This window comes from Paenirhizobium daejeonense, assembly GCF_014280875.1.
In the GTDB taxonomy this organism is placed as follows: domain Bacteria; phylum Pseudomonadota; class Alphaproteobacteria; order Rhizobiales; family Rhizobiaceae; genus Allorhizobium; species Allorhizobium daejeonense.
This window is the reverse complement of the sequence record NZ_JACLAL010000006.1, coordinates 282720-299151: the sequence shown is the minus strand read 5'-3', so window position 1 is coordinate 299151 and position 16432 is coordinate 282720. Positions and strand designations below refer to the sequence as shown.

Here is a 16432-nt window from a genome sequence, read left to right as displayed (position 1 = left end):
TGAATGACTGCGTTCCCAATTCTTTTCGTCTGTCTCGGCAATATCTGTCGCTCGCCATTGGCCGAAGGCGTCTTCCGCCATCTGACTGAGCAAGGCGACCGCGCCTCTTCCTATCTCGCCGATTCCGCCGGCACAGGCGGCTGGCACATCGGCAATCCACCGGATCACCGCTCCGTTAAGGTGGCGCTCAGCCACGGCATCGATCTTTCCGGCCTTCGGGCGAGACAGATCGTATCAACGGATTTCGAACGCTTCAGCCTGATCCTGGCGATGGACAAGAACAATCTCGCCGACCTTCGCAAGATGGCTCCGCCAGCAAGCCGGAGCAACATCACGCTCTTCGGCAATTATGCCTTCGGAGACGAAACCGAGATCCCCGACCCCTATTATGGCGCCACCTCGGATTTCGAACAGGTCTACAGCATGCTCTTGACGGGCTGTCGTTCCATACTCGCGAAGCTCGAGGCTGCCCGCGCTTCGTGAAGCGGGAACACCTCTTCCGTAAGATAAGGACCGCCACCGACCGATTCCTTCGACGACAGCAGCACGAAACGTGTGACGGTGAAGGGAGCCGTGTGGAAATCGCCGCGACCGGCGAGGTAGTGAACCACGTCATCGACACGCGATGACTTGAGACGCGCCAGCGTCACATGCGGCGTGAACTTCCGCGGATCGGGCGGGAGACCGATCCGCTGGCAGATTCGTTCGATTTCCGCCTGTAGGGCATACATCTCAGGGGCCTGCGTAACACCGGCCCAGACCGAATGCGGCTTCTTCGACCCGAAGGACCCGATGCCGTTGAGATTGAGCTGGAATTCCGGCCGGTCGATGCGGTCGAGCCGGTCGACGATCTCGTCGGCGGTGCGACCATCCACGTCACCGATGAAGCGAAGGGTGATGTGGTAGTTCTCCACATCGATCCATCGGGCACCGGGAAGACCACCGCGCAGCAAGGAGAGGCTTAATGCCGCATTGCGCGGAATTTCGAGGGCAGTAAATAATCTCGGCATTGCGAGCTCCCCGAATCTTTTGCAGATGCACATAGCGAATCACGCAATGCGCATAGGCGCAAGCTATTATTTCCGCTTGCCACCGATCGTTGCAATGAAGCTCTCCGTAACCGGCAGCATACGCTCGACCATGACACCAACCCCCTTGGCATTGGGGTGCATCCCGTCCTCCAGCTGCAATCCGGCCTGGGCCGCCACGCCATCCAGAACAAAGGGGTAGAAGGCAAGGCCGTATTTTTCGGCAAGTCGCGGATAGATACCATTGAAGCGCTTGGCATAGTCTTCACCCATATTGGGCGGCGACAGCATTCCGACCAGCAACACCGGAACATTACGCTCCTTAAGCCGGCTAATAATTGCTTCGAGATTGCGCTCGGTCTCTTCCGGTGCAATGCCCCGCAAGGCGTCGTTTGCTCCGAGTTCGAGGATGACGCCGGCAGTACCATCCGGTACGGACCAGTCGACGCGAGCGAGACCGGCCGAGGTCGTGTCGCCGGATACCCCCGCATTGGCGATCGCCACGTCATATCCCTTGGCCACCAGCGCCGCCTGCAAACGGTTCGGCAATGCGTCGTCGGGCGGCAACTGGTATCCCGCCATCAGGCTGTCGCCGAAGCCGACGAGCTGTAACGGCTCGGCGGATGCGGAAGAGTTGAGCGGAAAAGCTGCGCCGAGGATCACGGCGAAATGAAGAAGAACGGCTTTAAATATCATTGTGCCTTTCCTAAATTGACGAAGCCGATGACGGTGCGCGACGACCTCTTCGCGTCATTCTATATAAGGCGGGAAAGCGTGAGAAAAACCATCATCGAACTCAAGCAGGCCGATCTGACGCTCGGGAACGCCGCAGCCTCGGTCCACGTGCTGAAGAATATCGATCTCGCCATCGCCCAGAGTGAATCGGTCGGCATCATCGGCCCTTCCGGTTCGGGGAAGTCCACCCTGCTGATGGTGCTCGCCGGGCTGGAACGGCTTGATAGCGGCGAAATCAACGTCAATGGCGAGCCGCTGCACCGCCTTGGAGAAGATGCACTCGCTGATTTTCGCGGCAAGAACATTGGCATCGTCTTCCAGTCCTTCCACCTGATTGCCAACATGACCGCGCTGGAAAACGTTGCGGTTCCGCTGGAACTCGCAAACGTCCGCAATCCCTTCGACATCGCACGCAAGGAGCTTCAGGCCGTCGGCCTTGGCGAGCGTCTCGACCACTATCCCGGTCAGCTTTCCGGTGGCGAGCAGCAACGCGTTGCGATAGCACGTGCGCTTGCCCCCTCGCCCGCCGTGCTGATTGCCGATGAGCCCACCGGCAATCTCGACGTCGAGACCGGTCGCCAGATCGCCGATCTGCTGTTTGCGAAGCAGGCCGAACGCGGGATGACGCTGGTGCTCGTCACCCACGATCCGGTGCTTGCCGCCCGTTGCTCCCGGCAGGTGCGGGTCGCCTCGGGGCGCATTGCCGCCGACGTCGCAAACGACGAGAAGCAGCCGGAACGGCAACCCGCATGAAGGATTTTTCCACAAGGCTGGGTATCGCCTTCCGCATCGCGCTCCGGGAGCTTCGGGGTGGCCTGAAAGGCTTCTACATCTTCCTCGCATGCATCGCCCTCGGCACCGGCGCCATTGCTGCAGTCAACTCCGTCTCCACCGCGATCACCGATTCCATCTCTTCGGAAGGCCGCACCCTGCTTGCCGGCGACATCCGCTTCGAACTGAACAATCGCGAGGCAACCAGTGAGGAGATGCGTTTCCTCGAAGGACTTGGAACGGTTTCCGTCTCAACGGTGCTTCGCTCGATGGCTCGCCTGCCGGATGGATCGGACCAGTCGCTGGTCGAGGTCAAGGCCGTGGATGACGCATATCCGCTCTATGGCAAGCTGGTTTCGGAGCCCGACCTGCCTAAAGCCGATCTCCTTGCCTTGAGCGACGGGGTCTATGGCGCAGTCGCCGCCCCGTTGCTTCTGGAAAGGCTCGGCGTTTCGGTCGGGCAGGAGATCCTCCTGGGCAAGGCCCGCTTGAAGATCACCGGCGCCATCATCAACGAGCCGGATGCAATTTCCGACGGTTTCGGCTTTGCGCCACGCCTTCTGACCAGCCGCGACGCGCTGAAGGCAACCGGCCTCATAGAGACCGGCAGCCTCGTCGAACACGCCTACAAAGTCCGCTATAACGATCCGGCGCCCGGTCCGACGGAAATCCGTGACAGGGCCCAGAAAGAATTGCCGAATGCTGGCTGGTCGATCCGCACCAGCGACCGCGCAGCACCGTCGCTGACGGAAAACATCGAGCGCTTCTCACAGTTTCTGACGCTGGTCGGCCTGACGGCGCTGGTGGTGGGCGGCGTCGGCGTCGCCAATGCTGTGCGTGCCTTCCTCGATTCCAAACGCACCGTGATCGCCACGCTGAAATGCCTCGGCGCACCGGCCTCCGTCGTGGTGATGGTGTATCTGTTCCAGATCATCATCGTTGCGTCGATCGGCATCGGTATCGGACTGCTACTCGGTGCCATCGCTCCGATCATCGCGGCAAGCTATCTGGCCGGCGTCCTGCCGATCTCACCCGAACCACGGCTTTATCCGGCAGCGCTGTTGCTCGCCGCCGTGTTCGGCATGCTGGTGACGCTCGCCTTCGCGATCCTGCCACTCGGCCACGCCCGCAAGGTGCCGGCAACGGCGCTCTTCCGTGAACAGGGCTTCGAGACGAGAGGTCTTCCGGCATGGCCCTATGTCGCCGCAACGACGCTTGCGCTTGCCGGCCTCGCCGCACTGGCTATCTTCTCTTCCGAAGACCGGCGTATTGCAACGATTTTTCTGGTGGCCATGGCGGCGGGCTTCCTGCTGCTGAGGCTGGTGGCCATGCTGATCGCCTTCCTCGCCCGGCGCAGCCCCCACATGCCGTCACCCGCACTTCGGCTCGCCATCGGAAACATTCACCGGCCCGGCGCCCTGACGCCGGCCGTGACCCTTTCGCTCGGGCTCGGCCTCAGCCTGCTCGTGGCGCTCGCCCTGATCGACGGCAACCTGCGCAAGGAACTGACCGGCAACCTGCCGGAAAGAGCGCCGAACTTCTTCTTCGTCGATATCCAGAAAGCCGACCTCGACGGCTTCCGCACGATCCTGCAACAAAAGGCACCCAAGGGAGATATCGTCGAGGTGCCAATGCTGCGCGGACGTATCCTCGCCTTCAACGGCACCGATGTCACCAAGATGCAGGTGCCCCCGGAGGGACGCTGGGTGCTGCGCGGCGACCGCGGGATCACCTACTCCACCGATCTGCCGGAAAATGCCTCCGTTACAGAAGGAAGTTGGTGGCCGGCGGATTATACCGGCGAACCACTTGTCTCCTTCTCCGCCCAGGAGGCGGGGGAACTCGGCCTGAAGCTCGGTGATACCGTCACGGTCAATGTTTTGGGACGGAATATCACCGCCCGTATCGCCAACTTCCGCAAGGTGGAGTGGGAATCGCTATCGATCAATTTCGTGATGGTCTTCTCACCCAACACCTTCGCTGGCGCACCCCATGCCTGGCTGGCGACGCTTTCCGATCCCGCGGCAACGCCAGAGGACGAAGCGGCAATCCTGAAAGCCGTCACGCAGGCCTATCCGACCATCACCAGCGTTCGCGTCAAGGATGCGCTCGATGTCGTCGACCGGCTGGTCGGGCAGCTCGCGACCGCAATCCGGGCAGCAGCGGCAATCGCGCTCATTGCGTCGGTATTGGTGTTGTCCGGCGCGCTTGCGGCCGGCAATCGCGCCCGCACCCACGATGCGGTGGTGCTGAAGACGCTGGGCGCGACCCGGGCCATGCTGATCCGGGCCTTCACGTACGAATATCTCCTGCTCGGCGCGGCAACCGCGATTTTCGCCCTCGTAGCGGGCGGCGGTGTCGCCTGGTACGTGCTGAGCCGGATCATGAAACTGCCCTCCAATTTCCTTCCCGACGTCGCTCTCATGACGCTGGTGATCGCACTGGTGACGACGATCGGCATAGGTCTGGCCGGCACCTGGCGTATCCTCGGGCAAAAAGCTGCACCCGTGCTGCGCGAGCTCTAAATTCGGTTCTATTTACCAACGCGTGGAGCGATAACGGCTTTTTGACATGCCCAGGTCTTGTCGCTGGACGCAATAATCCTCATATTGTCGCAAGGCATGCTGGAGCTCCGCAGCGGCGCCTGGGCAATTGGCCCGACACCGTAAATTCTTTCGGGGCTTGAAAAGAGGAAACAATGTCTGAACTCCGCAACTACCAAAGCCGTATGGGCCAGAGTGGCGCCCAATCGGCCACAATGATCGATGAAGGCCTTCGCACTTATATGCTGAAGGTCTACAATCTGATGGCCCTCGGTCTCGCGATCACCGGTATTGCTGCATACGTCACTTTCATGATGGCAACGACTACCGATCAGTCGGCCGCCGCCGTGCAGCTCGGAAACGGCACGATGCTGACCAGCCTCGGCGCTGCCTTGTACCAGAGCCCGCTGCAGTGGGTTGTCATCTTTGCTCCGGTCGCTCTCGTGTTCTTCATGAGCTTCAAGATCCATTCGATGAGCGTTTCCGCCGCGCAGACGACCTTCTGGGTTTACGCAGCTCTGATGGGCCTGTCGCTTTCGTCGATCTTCTTGATCTACACCGGCGCCAGCATCGTCCAGACCTTCTTCGTAACGGCCGCTTCGTTCGGTGCCCTGTCGCTCTTTGGCTACACCACCAAGCGTGACCTGTCCGCCATGGGCTCGTTCCTGGTCATGGGTCTGTTCGGCCTGATCATCGCTTCACTGGTAAACATCTTCCTGGCCTCCTCGGCCCTGGATTTTGCCATCTCGGCGATCGGCGTTCTGATCTTCGCGGGCCTCACCGCCTACGATACCCAGAACATCAAGGAATCCTATTATGAAGCTGACGGTGCAGACGTAGCCAGCCGCAAGGCCATCATGGGCGCCCTGCAGCTCTACCTCGACTTCATCAACCTCTTCCTCTTCCTCCTCCGTTTCATGGGCAACCGCGATTAACGGAAGGAACTGGACCGGACAGAACCCCAGCAGGTTCGTCCGAACGGTTTGAAAAGCCCCGCCAGCCGGCGGGGCTTTTTTGTTGGTTGAATGCTTGCCTTTCAGCCAGGCTGCCGAGGCCATGGGAAGCCGGCTCCTGAACACGGTTCGCGATCAGCAAAAAGATGAGTGAGGGTAAATCCGCGTGCGGAATAATGCCCGGCGATTCCCACAAGCCCGAGGAACCTCCCGGTGGAAATAGCCGATATTGCGTTTCTGATCGAACGTCGTTCCGGGCGGTAGGGCGGCAACTGCCTGGCATCACCCACCGTGAGATTTCTTAGTTCAGGCCTCAATTGTCACTTACATAGGACCCGGAGTTACCCGGAGGCCTGTCACTCCGGGAGATCCATAATTCGACCGAGTGGCCGCCAGCCATGACGACTGCTGGCCGGATCAGACCCCAATAAAAAAGCCTCCGGCGCAAACCGGAGGCTTTTTCAAAGGATGCGACTGGCGACCAGATCGCCGGCGCGGGGAGACTTATGCAGCCTCTTCTTCTGGCGCGTCGTCTTCCTCGATGTTCTTGCCACGCTTCGGACCCTTGGCAAGGTTCACTTCAACGAGGCGTACGGCTTCCGTTTCCGACATCTTGTTCACGGCAGCAATTTCGCGAGCCATACGGTCGAGAGCAGCTTCATAGAGCTGACGCTCCGAATAGGACTGCTCCGGCTGGTTCTCGGCGCGATAGAGATCGCGAACCACCTCTGCGATGGAAATAAGGTCACCGGAATTGATCTTGGCATCATACTCCTGCGCGCGACGCGACCACATAGTGCGCTTGACGCGCGCCTTGCCCTGAACGACCTTCAAAGCACGATCGACGAAATCGGTTTCGGACAGCTTGCGCATGCCGATGCTGACGGCTTTCGCGACCGGAACCTTGAGGCGCATCTTGTCCTTTTCAAAGTCGATCACGAAAAGCTCAAGCTTCATGCCTGCTACTTCTTGCTCTTCGATGGCGCTGATGGTACCGACACCATGTGCCGGGTAGACAATCGACTCGCCGGTCTTGAAGCCGTGGCGTGTCGGGGATTTCTTCTGCTGGGTCGTCATTCGTTTCAAAAACTCCCTGTTATGCTCCCGGTATGACACCGGCGCCGGGTCGGTCAGGCCCGGATGAGACGGGGGAAACCGTCGGGTCACTCCATCCTGGTCCAGCCCATCACGCGCAAAAACAATCCTCTTCGCGACAGCGACCCGACATAAAGGTGTCGTTGATGTCACGGAAATCGCGGAGGATGATGAGTTTGCTTTCGTGATGGTTCAGGGCAAGCAAATGCCGTAAGGTGGAACAGTTTTTGGAAGCTATCATAAAAATCTGAGGAAATCAATATTTTACTGCCGCGTCGCCACAAATGCCGCGACGCAGACTTGACGATGCCTCAAATACGGCGAATCACCCGAACAGTGGAGACAGGGCTCAATCTCCCCAGAACGGGCTATCAGTCGCCCTTGCCAGGGTTGGGAGAGAAGTACAATTCGTACTTGCCCTCGACGCCGTCCATCTCCCGCGCTTCTTCCATAGGATCACGCTTGACCGTGATATTCGGCCAGATCTTGGCATATTCGGTATTGATCTTCAGCCACTTGTCGAGACCCGGCTCAGTGTCAGGCTTGATCGCCTCGGCTGGACATTCCGGCTCGCACACGCCGCAGTCGATACATTCGTCCGGGTGGATGACGAGGAAGTTTTCACCTTCATAGAAACAGTCGACCGGGCAGACCTCCACGCAATCGGTGTATTTGCAGCGGATGCAATTGTCGGTGACAATATAGGTCATTGCGGCACTCCAGAAGCTCGTTTTCCGCGCGAGGTTCGGTGGAACCCTAGTCCCGCGCAAATTTTGGTTCAGACCAAGGCCGAACGCGCTCGGTGAACCGGTTGGGAGGATCGGTCGGACGGCTCGTCAGCTACTGCGTTCTTGGCGCTATAGCAAGGATAAACAATCCTGGAAATAGCCCAGAACACATACAGTTTTCTAAAGCGCATCGCGATCCTTCAGATTCGCGCGCTGCGCTTTATCTCCCTGTTTTGCTGCATGTCGCCGCCGTGAAATCCCCCGCGCTTTCGCGCGACATGTTTCAATCAGAACATTAGGGTTCGTCCGGCCGCAATCGGTCGATTGCACGCCGTTCTTTCTTGGTGGGCCGGCCGCTGCCGGTATGGCGCATCGCCTGCTCCAGCAGAGTGATCCGTTCGGGTTGAGGTGGCGTTAGGTCGTCGTAGAGCTGTCGGGCTTCTTCGTAAGGCCCACGCCGCTCGCCGGATTTCAGCACGATAACTACGAGATTGCGCCTTTCCAGCGCAATCTCCAGGCGATCGCCGACTTTCACGAGATGGCTGGGCTGGCGCACGCTGGCGCCATTGACCTTGACATGGCCGGCGGACACCCGCTCCTGCGCGAGCGTCCGGGACTTGAGGATCCGGGCGAAAAACAGCCACTTGTCGATGCGCTGACGCGAACCGGAAGGTGGCTGTTGATCGGCCGTTGTCACTTCTTCATCTGCTCCTTGAGAGCAGCGAGCTTCGCAAAGGGCGAATCCGGATCGATCGGCTTTTCCTTGCGGGGCGGCTTCGCCTCGAAGCGGGCGGGCTGCGACTTGTTGTCACGCTCCGGCCGGTTCGAACGATCCTTGCGATCTCCGCGGTCCGGACGTCCGCCGCCATCGGCCTTCTGACCGAACCCGCCGCGTCCACCTTCCTTGCCCTTGGGCTTGCCACCCTGGCGCTCGTCGTCACGGCGACGATCGTCACGACGGGCTTCGCCACGACCTTCGGCCGGGGCACGGTTGCCACCACCATGGCGCCGCTCGCCACCCGGACGCGCGCCACGCTGGTTGTCGTTGCGGCCACCCGGACGCCACAGCAGAACCGGCTTCGGCTCGGCGGGTGCAGCATCTTCAGCTGAAACGGCGTCCTCGGTAGAAACCGCCACGTCCGCTGCAACGGCTGTTTCTGCATCCGTTGCCGGGGCTTCGGCACTCGCCACGACTTCGCTTTCAGCTTCGCCCTGTGCGGTGTCGCCACCCTGCTCTTCGTCAGAGGAAGCTTCTTCCGAAACTGCCTCGGAGCCCGCAGCAACTTCGACTGCCGGGGCAGCATCGACCGGTGACTGCGCAGCAAGGAAGGCTGCAGCTTCTTCCGCGGTGACGCTGTCGGCGCGGTAGCCGAGACCCTTCAGGATTTCTTCCATGTCGTCCGGCGTGGCGCCGAGGATCGACAGCATCGCGGTCGTGGTCGTGAACCGGCGACCGTCATAGGCCCCGTCCGGGCGCGTCGTGGCACCAGGCTTCCACTGCAGCAACGGACGAATGAGATCCGCCAGACGCTCGAGAATGTCGATGCGCACCGCGCGCTTGCCGAGGAACCGGAAGCCGGCGAGCTTGTAGAACATGCGCTCATAACTGGCATCGGTGACCACCGAGGTACGGCCAGCCGCCAGAACCGGAATGAGGTCGCCATAGCCCGGCTTGTCGAGGCCGTCATTCTTCAACGCCCAGAGAAGGGTGATGAGTTCGGCCGGAGCCGGCTTCAGGAGAGCCGGCATGAAGATGTGATAAGCGCCAAAACGCACGCCGTAGCGGCGCATCGATGCGCGCGCATCCTGATCTAGCGACTTCACGTCGTCGGAAACGTCGCGACGGAACAGCACACCGAGGTTTTCCACGAGCTGGAAGGCCAGCCCCTTGGCGAGACCCTGCAGGTCTTCGGCGCGAGAAAGATCGTCGAGCGGCTTCAGCACCGTCGAGATGTGATGATTGACAAAGCGCTCGATGCGAGCAACCACGTGATCGCGTGCATTGCCGGTCAGCTGCTCGTCGGCGAGCAGGATGACGCGCGGATGCAGCATGTGGTCGCTGCCCGTAAGGCGTGCGACGGGATCGCCGAGCCAGCGAACCAGACCGTCCGAGCTAATCGCAAGATCATTGTTGCCGGAAGCATGCAGTCTTGCTGCCCTTGCCTCGAATTCCAGACCGAGGGCCTTCTGGGCCGCAGACTGTACAGCCTTGGCATCCGGTCCCTCGGTTCCCGAAATGGGCGTGAACCGGAAACCGGCGAGCTGCCCCATGTGATGTCCCTCTACGAAGACATCGCCGTTCACACTGATTTCAGCTTCCAACATCGCATTCTCTCTCAAGCGCTTCATGAGCACAGATGTCCTGCGATCAACAAAGCGTTTCGTCAACCGTTCATGTAGCGCATCGGACAATCGGTCTTCGATTTCCCGCGTCTTTTCTTGCCAGTGTGTCGGATCGGCAAGCCAGCCCGGCCGGTTCGACACATAAGTCCACGTCCTGATCTGAGCGATTCGCGCCGAAAGCGTATCGATTTCACCATCAGTGCGATCGGCACGTTTCACCTGCTCGGCCAGGAAGTCCTCATTTACCGTGCCATGCCTGACAAGATCCGAAAAGAGGCTCTGGATCAGATCAGCATGCTGCGCCGGTGTAATTCTGCGATAATCGGGAAGCGCACAAGCCTCCCAAAGTTTCTCGACCCGCGCTGGCGTATTGGCGAGATCAACGATCTCGGGATAGCGCGCCAGAAAATCGAGCGCCTGCTGGTCGATTGCCGGCAGCGCACGCGTCAACCCCTCGACGCGCGGCGCGGCTTCCAGGCTGCGCTGCAATGCCGGGATCGATGAAAAGTCGAAGGCGGCGGTACGCCATTGCAGTACTTTCACCGTATCGAACTGATGGCTCTCCAGTCGCTCGACGAGCTCCTCGTCGAACGGATCCACCCGGCCCGTGACCCCGAAGGTGCCGTCCTTCAGATGGCGGCCGGCGCGACCGGCGATCTGACCGAGTTCCGACGGATTGAGATTGCGGAACTGGTAACCGTCGAACTTGCGGTCCTGAGCAAAGGCCACATGGTCGACATCGAGGTTCAACCCCATGCCAATAGCGTCAGTGGCAACGAGATATCCGACATCACCTTCCTGATAGAGCCCTACCTGCGCGTTACGGGTTCTCGGGCTGAGCGCACCGAGCACGACCGCCGCACCGCCACGCTGGCGGCGAATGAGTTCGGCTATCGCATAGACCTCGTCTGCAGAAAAAGCGACGATGGCGGTTCGCTGCGGCAGACGGGTGATCTTTTTTTGGCCAGCATAGAAAAGCTGCGACAGACGTGGCCTTTCTATGACGGTGATACCCGGCAGTAATTGCATCAGGATCGGCTTCATCGTGCCCGAACCAAGCAGCAGGGTCTCGTCGCGCCCACGAAGGTGCAACAGTCGGTCGGTAAAGATGTGCCCCCGCTCGAGATCGCCCGCAAGCTGGATCTCATCGATCGCCACGAAAGATGCCTTCGTCTCTCGCGGCATCGCCTCGACCGTGCAGACGGAATAGCGCGCATTCGGCGGCGCGATCTTTTCTTCGCCCGTCACCAGCGCCACATGCTGCGGGCCGACCCGCTCCACCAGCCGCGTGTAGACCTCGCGGGCGAGCAGGCGCAATGGCAGGCCGATGATCCCGGAACCATGTGCGACCATGCGGTCGATGGCGAAATGCGTCTTGCCGGTATTGGTCGGCCCCAGCACAGCAGTGACGCCGCGGCCGCTCAGGATCATGGGTTGCGAATTCAATTACCGCTCCGCGCTGCAAACGGTGCCGGCCGGACTGACCGGCCCGCCCTGCAACTTCGCCCACACATGGCGACGATCACCGTCAAAGGCAAGGCCGATCAGAGGCAAAGGAAAAAAAGCAGCGAAAACGCCACGATTTTTGGCGGAATCAATCATCAAACAGACGCAGGAAACCCAACTCTATCGGCACTTGGAACAGGTTGCGAACGAATCGGCGACGAATCGTTGACTCAGGATGATTCAGTATTTGTTCACGGCTAGATATGGTCTGAGTCTGTCACTGTGCGCACAAAATGCTGAATCAAATCATGAAGTTCGTGTTGCAACTCCTTCAATTTGCCGAACAAGCGCGGATTCGCAAAATGACGTCCTGTCAACCGTGTCTTTTTTTCACGGCCCCGGCTTTCTCCTTCGCTTCGGAGAATTTTCAGGAAGCCCCCTATGCGCGTTGACACGCCCGAAGTCTGTTCATCGCGGTTTCATGTTTCAAACGACATAAAAACCGAGCGGAACAAAATCGGGACGATAACGTTGATGCAAAGCGAAAGTCAGGTTTTGCATCAAAATAAGGAGGGCCGCCATGTTGAGTACAATACTCATCATCATCGTCATTCTGCTTCTGGTTGGCGCGTTGCCGAACTGGGGATATAGCCGAAACTGGGGCTATGGACCTTCCGGTGGATTGGGCCTCGTAGTCCTGATATTGATTATTCTCTTGCTCATGGGCCGCATTTGAGCGCCATCAACCTGAAAGGAAAGACAATGAAAAAGGCTCTTCTCGTTCTTGCACTGATTGCCCCCCTTGCCGCCTGCACGCAGACGGAGAAAGGCGCCGGCATCGGCGCCGCCACCGGCGCAGTCATCGGCGGGGTCGCAACTAATTCCTGGGGCGGCGCGGCTGTCGGCGCTGCAGTCGGCGGCGTAGCCGGCGCCTTGATCGGCCAGTCTCAGGAACGGCCGGGTTACTGCATTTATCGCGACCGCTACGGTCGTCAATACGAAGCCCGTTGCCGATAAGGCAATACGAGGAGCATTGCGGGCCCGCTTACGGCTCGCGACCGCTTTATCGTCAGCAGCAGGCGCTTCCAGAAATCCACCGGCCCGCCGCCGGTGGCTTTTTGATATCTGCACCAATCGGCCCGTTAACACTCCGATCAAAGCCGGAACGAATCGGCGACGAATCGCAGACGCTCCGGTTTTCCTGTTTTGTTCACCGCTATATATTGTGAAATTACAATTAGTTAACCATACACTGCGGTGGATATTAAGGATTTGAGCGCCCGATCCGACCTTTCATATTAACACTTGTGCCAAAACGAACGGGGCCGACACGAAGGCCGGCCTCGAGGCACTTGAACAAAGTTTCATCAAACGAAGAACTGGCCACCATTGGCGGAGATCGTCGAACCGGTGATGAAACCAGCATCGTCCGAAGCCAAGAACACGACAATGCGAGCAACCTCCTCCGGTTCTCCGAGGCGACCGACCGGAATTTGCGGAATGATCCGCTCGTTCAGCACCTTCTCTGGAATGGCCCGCACCATTTCTGTCCCTATGTAGCCAGGGCACACCGCGTTGACCGTAATGCCCTTGGCAGCTCCCTCCTGGGCCAGCGCCTTGGTAAAGCCGAGATCACCGGCCTTGGCGGCGGAATAGTTGGCTTGTCCCATCTGCCCCTTCTGGCCATTGATCGAAGAGATAGTGATCACCCGCCCGAAATTGCGGTCACGCATCCCCGGCCAGATCGGATGCGTCATGTTGAAAACGCCGTTGAGATTGGTATTGATCACCTCGTTCCACTGCTCAGGGGTGATCTTGTGGAACATCGCGTCGCGAGTAATGCCGGCATTGTTGACCAGTACCTCGACCGGCCCCAGTTCCGCCTCCACCTTGGCGATCCCCTCCACACAGGCGCCATAGCTGGATACATCCCATTTGAAGACCGGAATACCGGTCTCCTCCCTGAAGGCCTGCGCCTTCTCGTCGTTGCCGGCATAGTTTGCCGCCACCGAATAGCCGGCTTCCTTGAGTGCGACCGAAATCGCCGCTCCGATGCCTCGGGTTCCACCCGTCACCAATGCAACTCTGCTCATGCGCTGTCACTCCCTCAGTGTAAAGCTTCGCCGGCCACCGGCTCTTCTCTCGAAGCCGTTGTTAGGATAGTTTCATGACACCTGATCGTAGCGACCCGCGCCTCCCGGCTACTGCCGGCTCCCGCGCAGGTCCTCTGTTATTCGCCTAGAGAGACTCCAGGCACATGGCGACGCCCATGCCGCCACCGATGCAAAGCGTGGCAAGTCCCTTCTTCACGCCGCGGCGCTTCATCTCGAACAGCAGCGTGTTGAGAATGCGCGCACCGGACGCGCCAACCGGATGACCGATCGCGATGGCGCCGCCATTGACGTTGACGATGGAAGTATCCCAGCCGAGATCCTTGTTGACCGCACAGGCCTGCGCCGCGAAGGCCTCATTGGCTTCCACCAGACCGAGATCGGCAACATTCCAACCGGCCTTTTTCAGGGCCTTACGGGAGGCCGGGATCGGCCCTGTCCCCATAACCTGCGGATCGACGCCGGCCGTTGCCCAGGAAACGATGCGGGCAAGCGGAGCGATTCCGCGGCGGCCTGCCTCTTCCTCAGTCATCAGGAGAGCGACAGCCGCACCATCATTGATACCGGATGCGTTGGCGGCCGTTACTGTACCCTCCTTGTCGAAGGCGGGCTTGAGCTTGGCCATGCTGTCGAGTGTTGCGCCAAAGCGGATGTATTCATCGGCATCGACGGTGATGTCGCCCTTGCGGCTCGGCACTACGACCGGAACGATCTCGTCCTTGAAACGGCCGGCAACCTGAGCTGCTTCCGCCTTGTTCTGCGAGGCAACCGCAAAAGCATCCTGCTCTTCACGGGTAAGCTGCCACTGACGGGCAACATTCTCAGCGGTGATGCCCATGTGGTAGCCGTAAAAGGCATCCGTCAAGCCATCCTTGATCATGCTGTCGATCATCTTAAGATCGCCCATCTTGGTGCCGCCGCGAAGGTGGGCGACATGGGGCGCCATGGACATCGATTCCTGCCCGCCGGCCACGATGATCGTGGCGTCGCCCGAGGCGATCTGCTGCATGCCGAGTGCTACGGCGCGCAGGCCCGAACCGCAAAGCTGGTTCATGCCCCATGCTGTCGCTTCCTGCGGAATGCCGGCCTTCATAGCGGCCTGACGGGCCGGGTTTTGCCCCTGCCCTGCGGTCAGAATCTGACCGAGGATGACCTCGTCGACTTCCTTGGCATCGACGCCGGCGCGTTCCAGAACGGCCTTGATGGCAACGGCGCCGAGATCGTGAGCCGGCACATTGGCGAAGGCGCCATTGAACGACCCGACCGGCGTGCGCGCCGCACTGGCGATAACGATGGATGCACTGCTCATGGACGTCTCCTCACGTTTTATCAGCCTTTGACAATGAAACTGGCAAAGCTTTCATCCGGTGTCAAACAGGAAGAAAGCGGCCCCATTTCATTCCTTGGTTGTACCTTCTTGAATTTCGTCAAATGCGGGTCCCGCATTGCACAAAGAGATTGTCACCACGCTTCGTTTGCGTTTACATTCAAAGAGGGAAGAGCAAAAATCCACAATAACGACGGGGTTAGGAGGCACGAATGGCCAAGACAGAGGGCGATATTGTCATAAAAAAATATGCCAACCGCCGGCTCTACAACACAGGCACCAGCACTTACGTCACGTTGGAAGACCTGGCCAAGATGGTGAAGAAGGGAGAGGAATTCGTCGTTCAGGATGCAAAGAGCGGTGAGGACATCACCCATTCCGTTCTGACGCAAATCATTTTCGAACAGGAATCGAAGACCGGCAACACGCTTCTGCCGATTTCCTTCCTGCGACAGCTCATAGGCTATTACGGCGACCAGATGCAGATGGTCGTGCCGAGCTTTCTCGAACACTCGATGAAGGCCTTCACCGAACAGCAGACCCAGATGCGCGAGCAGATCACCAGGGCTTTCGGCGAAACGCCCCTGACCAAGAACCTGCAAATGCCCATCCAGCTCATGGAGGAGCAGGTGAAGCGCAACACCGAAATGTTCCATCAGGCCATGCAGATGTTCTCGCCCTTCGTCGGCAGCCAGCTCCCGAAGGAAAGCCGCAAGGCGGAAGCCAAGGACATCGACGAGCTGAAGGAACAGCTTCGCACGCTGCAAAACAAACTCGACAGCCTCTGAGGCAATAGACGGAATTCAGGAAGACGAAAGGCGGAAGGATGACTTCCGCCTTTTTCCGTTGGTATGGAACAAGCCGGCGATCAAAGACCAATAGAGACGTCCCGGCCGGCGGAACGGATGGAAACAGCAAAGCCGCCGACGACGTCGATGAAGGCGATCGTCATGAGGATGAAGAAGTTCTGCGTCGCCGCATTCCGCACCAGCAGGAATTCGACCAGAAATGCAATGAACACCAGCATCGAAAGCATATGGTTGAGAAGCGAGCCGGATCCATTGCGCGTGGCCTTGAGAATCTCGATGAACAGCACGAACAGACCGACCAGAACGAAGACATCGCCGAGGGACAGCGTCCATATCGCGCCCGACAGCATCGACAGCGACATCACCTCGTGCTGCAGCGCCGCGATGCCGCCGGCTCCGAAAACTCCGAGCATGGCGAGATTGTAGAGCACGAACGGCACAATCATCAGCGGGATGGCGGCAATCATGAAAAAGTCCTTCAGCCGGCGGGAGAGTATCCCCCTGTCTCATTTCGGGACGATTAATCGCTGGACCACTGAAAAA

Annotated in this window: 17 protein-coding genes; 8 read left to right on the top strand and 9 right to left on the bottom strand. The window is 59.4% G+C overall.

Going from position 1 to position 16432, the window contains the following annotated elements; all coding sequences use genetic code 11:
* Nucleotides 1-3: 3 nt before the first annotated feature.
* Complete coding sequence (locus H4I99_RS16570) at nt 4-483, top strand: low molecular weight protein-tyrosine-phosphatase (protein ID WP_163902069.1); 480 nt, start codon at nt 4-6, stop codon at nt 481-483.
* On the opposite strand, the gene thpR is transcribed toward H4I99_RS16570, so the two are convergent.
* Complete coding sequence (gene thpR / locus H4I99_RS16565; protein WP_163902071.1) at nt 417-1010, bottom strand: RNA 2',3'-cyclic phosphodiesterase; 594 nt, start codon at nt 1008-1010, stop codon at nt 417-419. The genes H4I99_RS16570 and thpR overlap by 67 nt on opposite strands.
* A 66-nt stretch (nt 1011-1076) precedes the next feature.
* Nucleotides 1077-1724 carry an arylesterase gene (locus tag H4I99_RS16560; protein WP_163902073.1) on the bottom strand — a complete coding sequence of 216 codons (648 nt, stop codon included), beginning with the start codon at nt 1722-1724 and terminating at the stop codon, nt 1077-1079.
* Between the two features lie 78 nt (nt 1725-1802).
* On the opposite strand from H4I99_RS16560, the gene H4I99_RS16555 reads away from it, so the two are divergent.
* The 3 genes from H4I99_RS16555 to H4I99_RS16545 all read left to right on the top strand — a co-directional run bounded on the left by H4I99_RS16555 (nt 1803) and on the right by H4I99_RS16545 (nt 6012).
* Nucleotides 1803-2516: an ABC transporter ATP-binding protein gene (locus H4I99_RS16555; RefSeq protein ID WP_163902075.1), complete on the top strand. Its 714-nt coding sequence runs from the start codon at nt 1803-1805 to the stop codon at nt 2514-2516.
* Nucleotides 2513-5059 carry an ABC transporter permease gene (locus tag H4I99_RS16550; RefSeq protein WP_163902077.1) on the top strand — a complete coding sequence of 849 codons (2547 nt, stop codon included), beginning with the start codon at nt 2513-2515 and terminating at the stop codon, nt 5057-5059. Before H4I99_RS16555 ends, H4I99_RS16550 begins: the two co-directional genes overlap by 4 nt.
* Before the next feature lie 173 nt (nt 5060-5232).
* On the top strand, nt 5233-6012 hold the full coding sequence (locus H4I99_RS16545; RefSeq protein WP_163902079.1) for a Bax inhibitor-1/YccA family protein: 780 nt from the start codon (nt 5233-5235) through the stop codon (nt 6010-6012).
* A 522-nt stretch (nt 6013-6534) separates the two neighbouring features.
* Here the strand turns inward: H4I99_RS16545 and H4I99_RS16540 are convergent.
* The 4 genes from H4I99_RS16540 to H4I99_RS16525 all read right to left on the bottom strand — a co-directional run bounded on the left by H4I99_RS16540 (nt 6535) and on the right by H4I99_RS16525 (nt 11627).
* Nucleotides 6535-7107 carry a CarD family transcriptional regulator gene (locus H4I99_RS16540; RefSeq protein WP_099059603.1) on the bottom strand — a complete coding sequence of 191 codons (573 nt, stop codon included), beginning with the start codon at nt 7105-7107 and terminating at the stop codon, nt 6535-6537.
* Between the two features lie 389 nt (nt 7108-7496).
* Nucleotides 7497-7835 (bottom strand): ferredoxin FdxA, encoded by a 339-nt coding sequence (gene fdxA, locus H4I99_RS16535; protein WP_163902081.1) that lies wholly within the window; start codon nt 7833-7835, stop codon nt 7497-7499.
* Between the two features lie 313 nt (nt 7836-8148).
* Nucleotides 8149-8550: an Hsp15 family ribosome-associated heat shock protein gene (gene hslR, locus H4I99_RS16530; RefSeq protein ID WP_163902083.1), complete on the bottom strand. Its 402-nt coding sequence runs from the start codon at nt 8548-8550 to the stop codon at nt 8149-8151.
* Complete coding sequence (locus H4I99_RS16525) at nt 8547-11627, bottom strand: helicase-related protein (protein ID WP_163905929.1); 3081 nt, start codon at nt 11625-11627, stop codon at nt 8547-8549. The genes hslR and H4I99_RS16525 overlap by 4 nt, the downstream gene beginning before the upstream one ends.
* An 81-nt stretch (nt 11628-11708) precedes the next feature.
* On the opposite strand from H4I99_RS16525, the gene H4I99_RS16520 reads away from it, so the two are divergent.
* From H4I99_RS16520 to H4I99_RS16510, 3 genes are all read left to right on the top strand, one after another.
* The gene (locus H4I99_RS16520) at nt 11709-11903 is read left to right on the top strand and encodes a hypothetical protein (protein WP_163902085.1); all 195 of its coding nucleotides are present in this window, start codon (nt 11709-11711) and stop codon (nt 11901-11903) included.
* 319 nt (nt 11904-12222) lie between these two features.
* A complete protein-coding gene (locus H4I99_RS16515; protein ID WP_163902087.1) occupies nt 12223-12378 on the top strand; it encodes a DUF3309 family protein in 156 nt (51 codons plus the stop codon).
* 26 nt (nt 12379-12404) lie between these two features.
* Nucleotides 12405-12659 (top strand): YMGG-like glycine zipper-containing protein, encoded by a 255-nt coding sequence (locus tag H4I99_RS16510; RefSeq protein ID WP_163902089.1) that lies wholly within the window; start codon nt 12405-12407, stop codon nt 12657-12659.
* 350 nt (nt 12660-13009) lie between these two features.
* Here the strand turns inward: H4I99_RS16510 and H4I99_RS16505 are convergent, their stop codons facing one another.
* Together H4I99_RS16505 and H4I99_RS16500 are read right to left on the bottom strand one after the other, a co-directional pair.
* On the bottom strand, nt 13010-13735 hold the full coding sequence (locus H4I99_RS16505) for a beta-ketoacyl-ACP reductase (protein WP_163902091.1): 726 nt from the start codon (nt 13733-13735) through the stop codon (nt 13010-13012).
* Nucleotides 13736-13880: 145 nt separating this feature from the next.
* A complete protein-coding gene (locus H4I99_RS16500; protein ID WP_163902093.1) occupies nt 13881-15062 on the bottom strand; it encodes an acetyl-CoA C-acetyltransferase in 1182 nt (393 codons plus the stop codon).
* Nucleotides 15063-15292: 230 nt separating this feature from the next.
* On the opposite strand from H4I99_RS16500, the gene phaR reads away from it, so the two are divergent.
* Nucleotides 15293-15868, top strand: coding sequence for a polyhydroxyalkanoate synthesis repressor PhaR (phaR, locus tag H4I99_RS16495; RefSeq protein ID WP_163902095.1), 576 nt, complete (start codon nt 15293-15295; stop codon nt 15866-15868).
* A gap of 80 nt (nt 15869-15948) precedes the next feature.
* Here the strand turns inward: phaR and H4I99_RS16490 are convergent, their stop codons facing one another.
* Complete coding sequence (locus H4I99_RS16490; protein WP_163902097.1) at nt 15949-16356, bottom strand: hypothetical protein; 408 nt, start codon at nt 16354-16356, stop codon at nt 15949-15951.
* Between the last annotated feature and the right edge of the window lie 76 nt (nt 16357-16432).

What these genes read in the sequence shown, in the direction of transcription:
- H4I99_RS16570 (WP_163902069.1), top strand. Translation starts at nt 4, where the DNA reads ATGACTGCGTTCCCAATTCTTTTCGTCTGTCTCGGCAATATCTGTCGC.
- thpR (WP_163902071.1), bottom strand. Translation starts at nt 1,010, where the DNA reads ATGCCGAGATTATTTACTGCCCTCGAAATTCCGCGCAATGCGGCATTA.
- H4I99_RS16560 (WP_163902073.1), bottom strand. Translation starts at nt 1,724, where the DNA reads ATGATATTTAAAGCCGTTCTTCTTCATTTCGCCGTGATCCTCGGCGCA.
- H4I99_RS16550 (WP_163902077.1), top strand. Translation starts at nt 2,513, where the DNA reads ATGAAGGATTTTTCCACAAGGCTGGGTATCGCCTTCCGCATCGCGCTC.
- H4I99_RS16545 (WP_163902079.1), top strand. Translation starts at nt 5,233, where the DNA reads ATGTCTGAACTCCGCAACTACCAAAGCCGTATGGGCCAGAGTGGCGCC.
- H4I99_RS16540 (WP_099059603.1), bottom strand. Translation starts at nt 7,107, where the DNA reads ATGACGACCCAGCAGAAGAAATCCCCGACACGCCACGGCTTCAAGACC.
- fdxA (WP_163902081.1), bottom strand. Translation starts at nt 7,835, where the DNA reads ATGACCTATATTGTCACCGACAATTGCATCCGCTGCAAATACACCGAT.
- H4I99_RS16525 (WP_163905929.1), bottom strand. Translation starts at nt 11,627, where the DNA reads ATGATCCTGAGCGGCCGCGGCGTCACTGCTGTGCTGGGGCCGACCAAT.
- H4I99_RS16520 (WP_163902085.1), top strand. Translation starts at nt 11,709, where the DNA reads ATGGCGACGATCACCGTCAAAGGCAAGGCCGATCAGAGGCAAAGGAAA.
- H4I99_RS16515 (WP_163902087.1), top strand. Translation starts at nt 12,223, where the DNA reads ATGTTGAGTACAATACTCATCATCATCGTCATTCTGCTTCTGGTTGGC.
- H4I99_RS16510 (WP_163902089.1), top strand. Translation starts at nt 12,405, where the DNA reads ATGAAAAAGGCTCTTCTCGTTCTTGCACTGATTGCCCCCCTTGCCGCC.
- H4I99_RS16505 (WP_163902091.1), bottom strand. Translation starts at nt 13,735, where the DNA reads ATGAGCAGAGTTGCATTGGTGACGGGTGGAACCCGAGGCATCGGAGCG.
- H4I99_RS16500 (WP_163902093.1), bottom strand. Translation starts at nt 15,062, where the DNA reads ATGAGCAGTGCATCCATCGTTATCGCCAGTGCGGCGCGCACGCCGGTC.
- phaR (WP_163902095.1), top strand. Translation starts at nt 15,293, where the DNA reads ATGGCCAAGACAGAGGGCGATATTGTCATAAAAAAATATGCCAACCGC.
- H4I99_RS16490 (WP_163902097.1), bottom strand. Translation starts at nt 16,356, where the DNA reads ATGATTGCCGCCATCCCGCTGATGATTGTGCCGTTCGTGCTCTACAAT.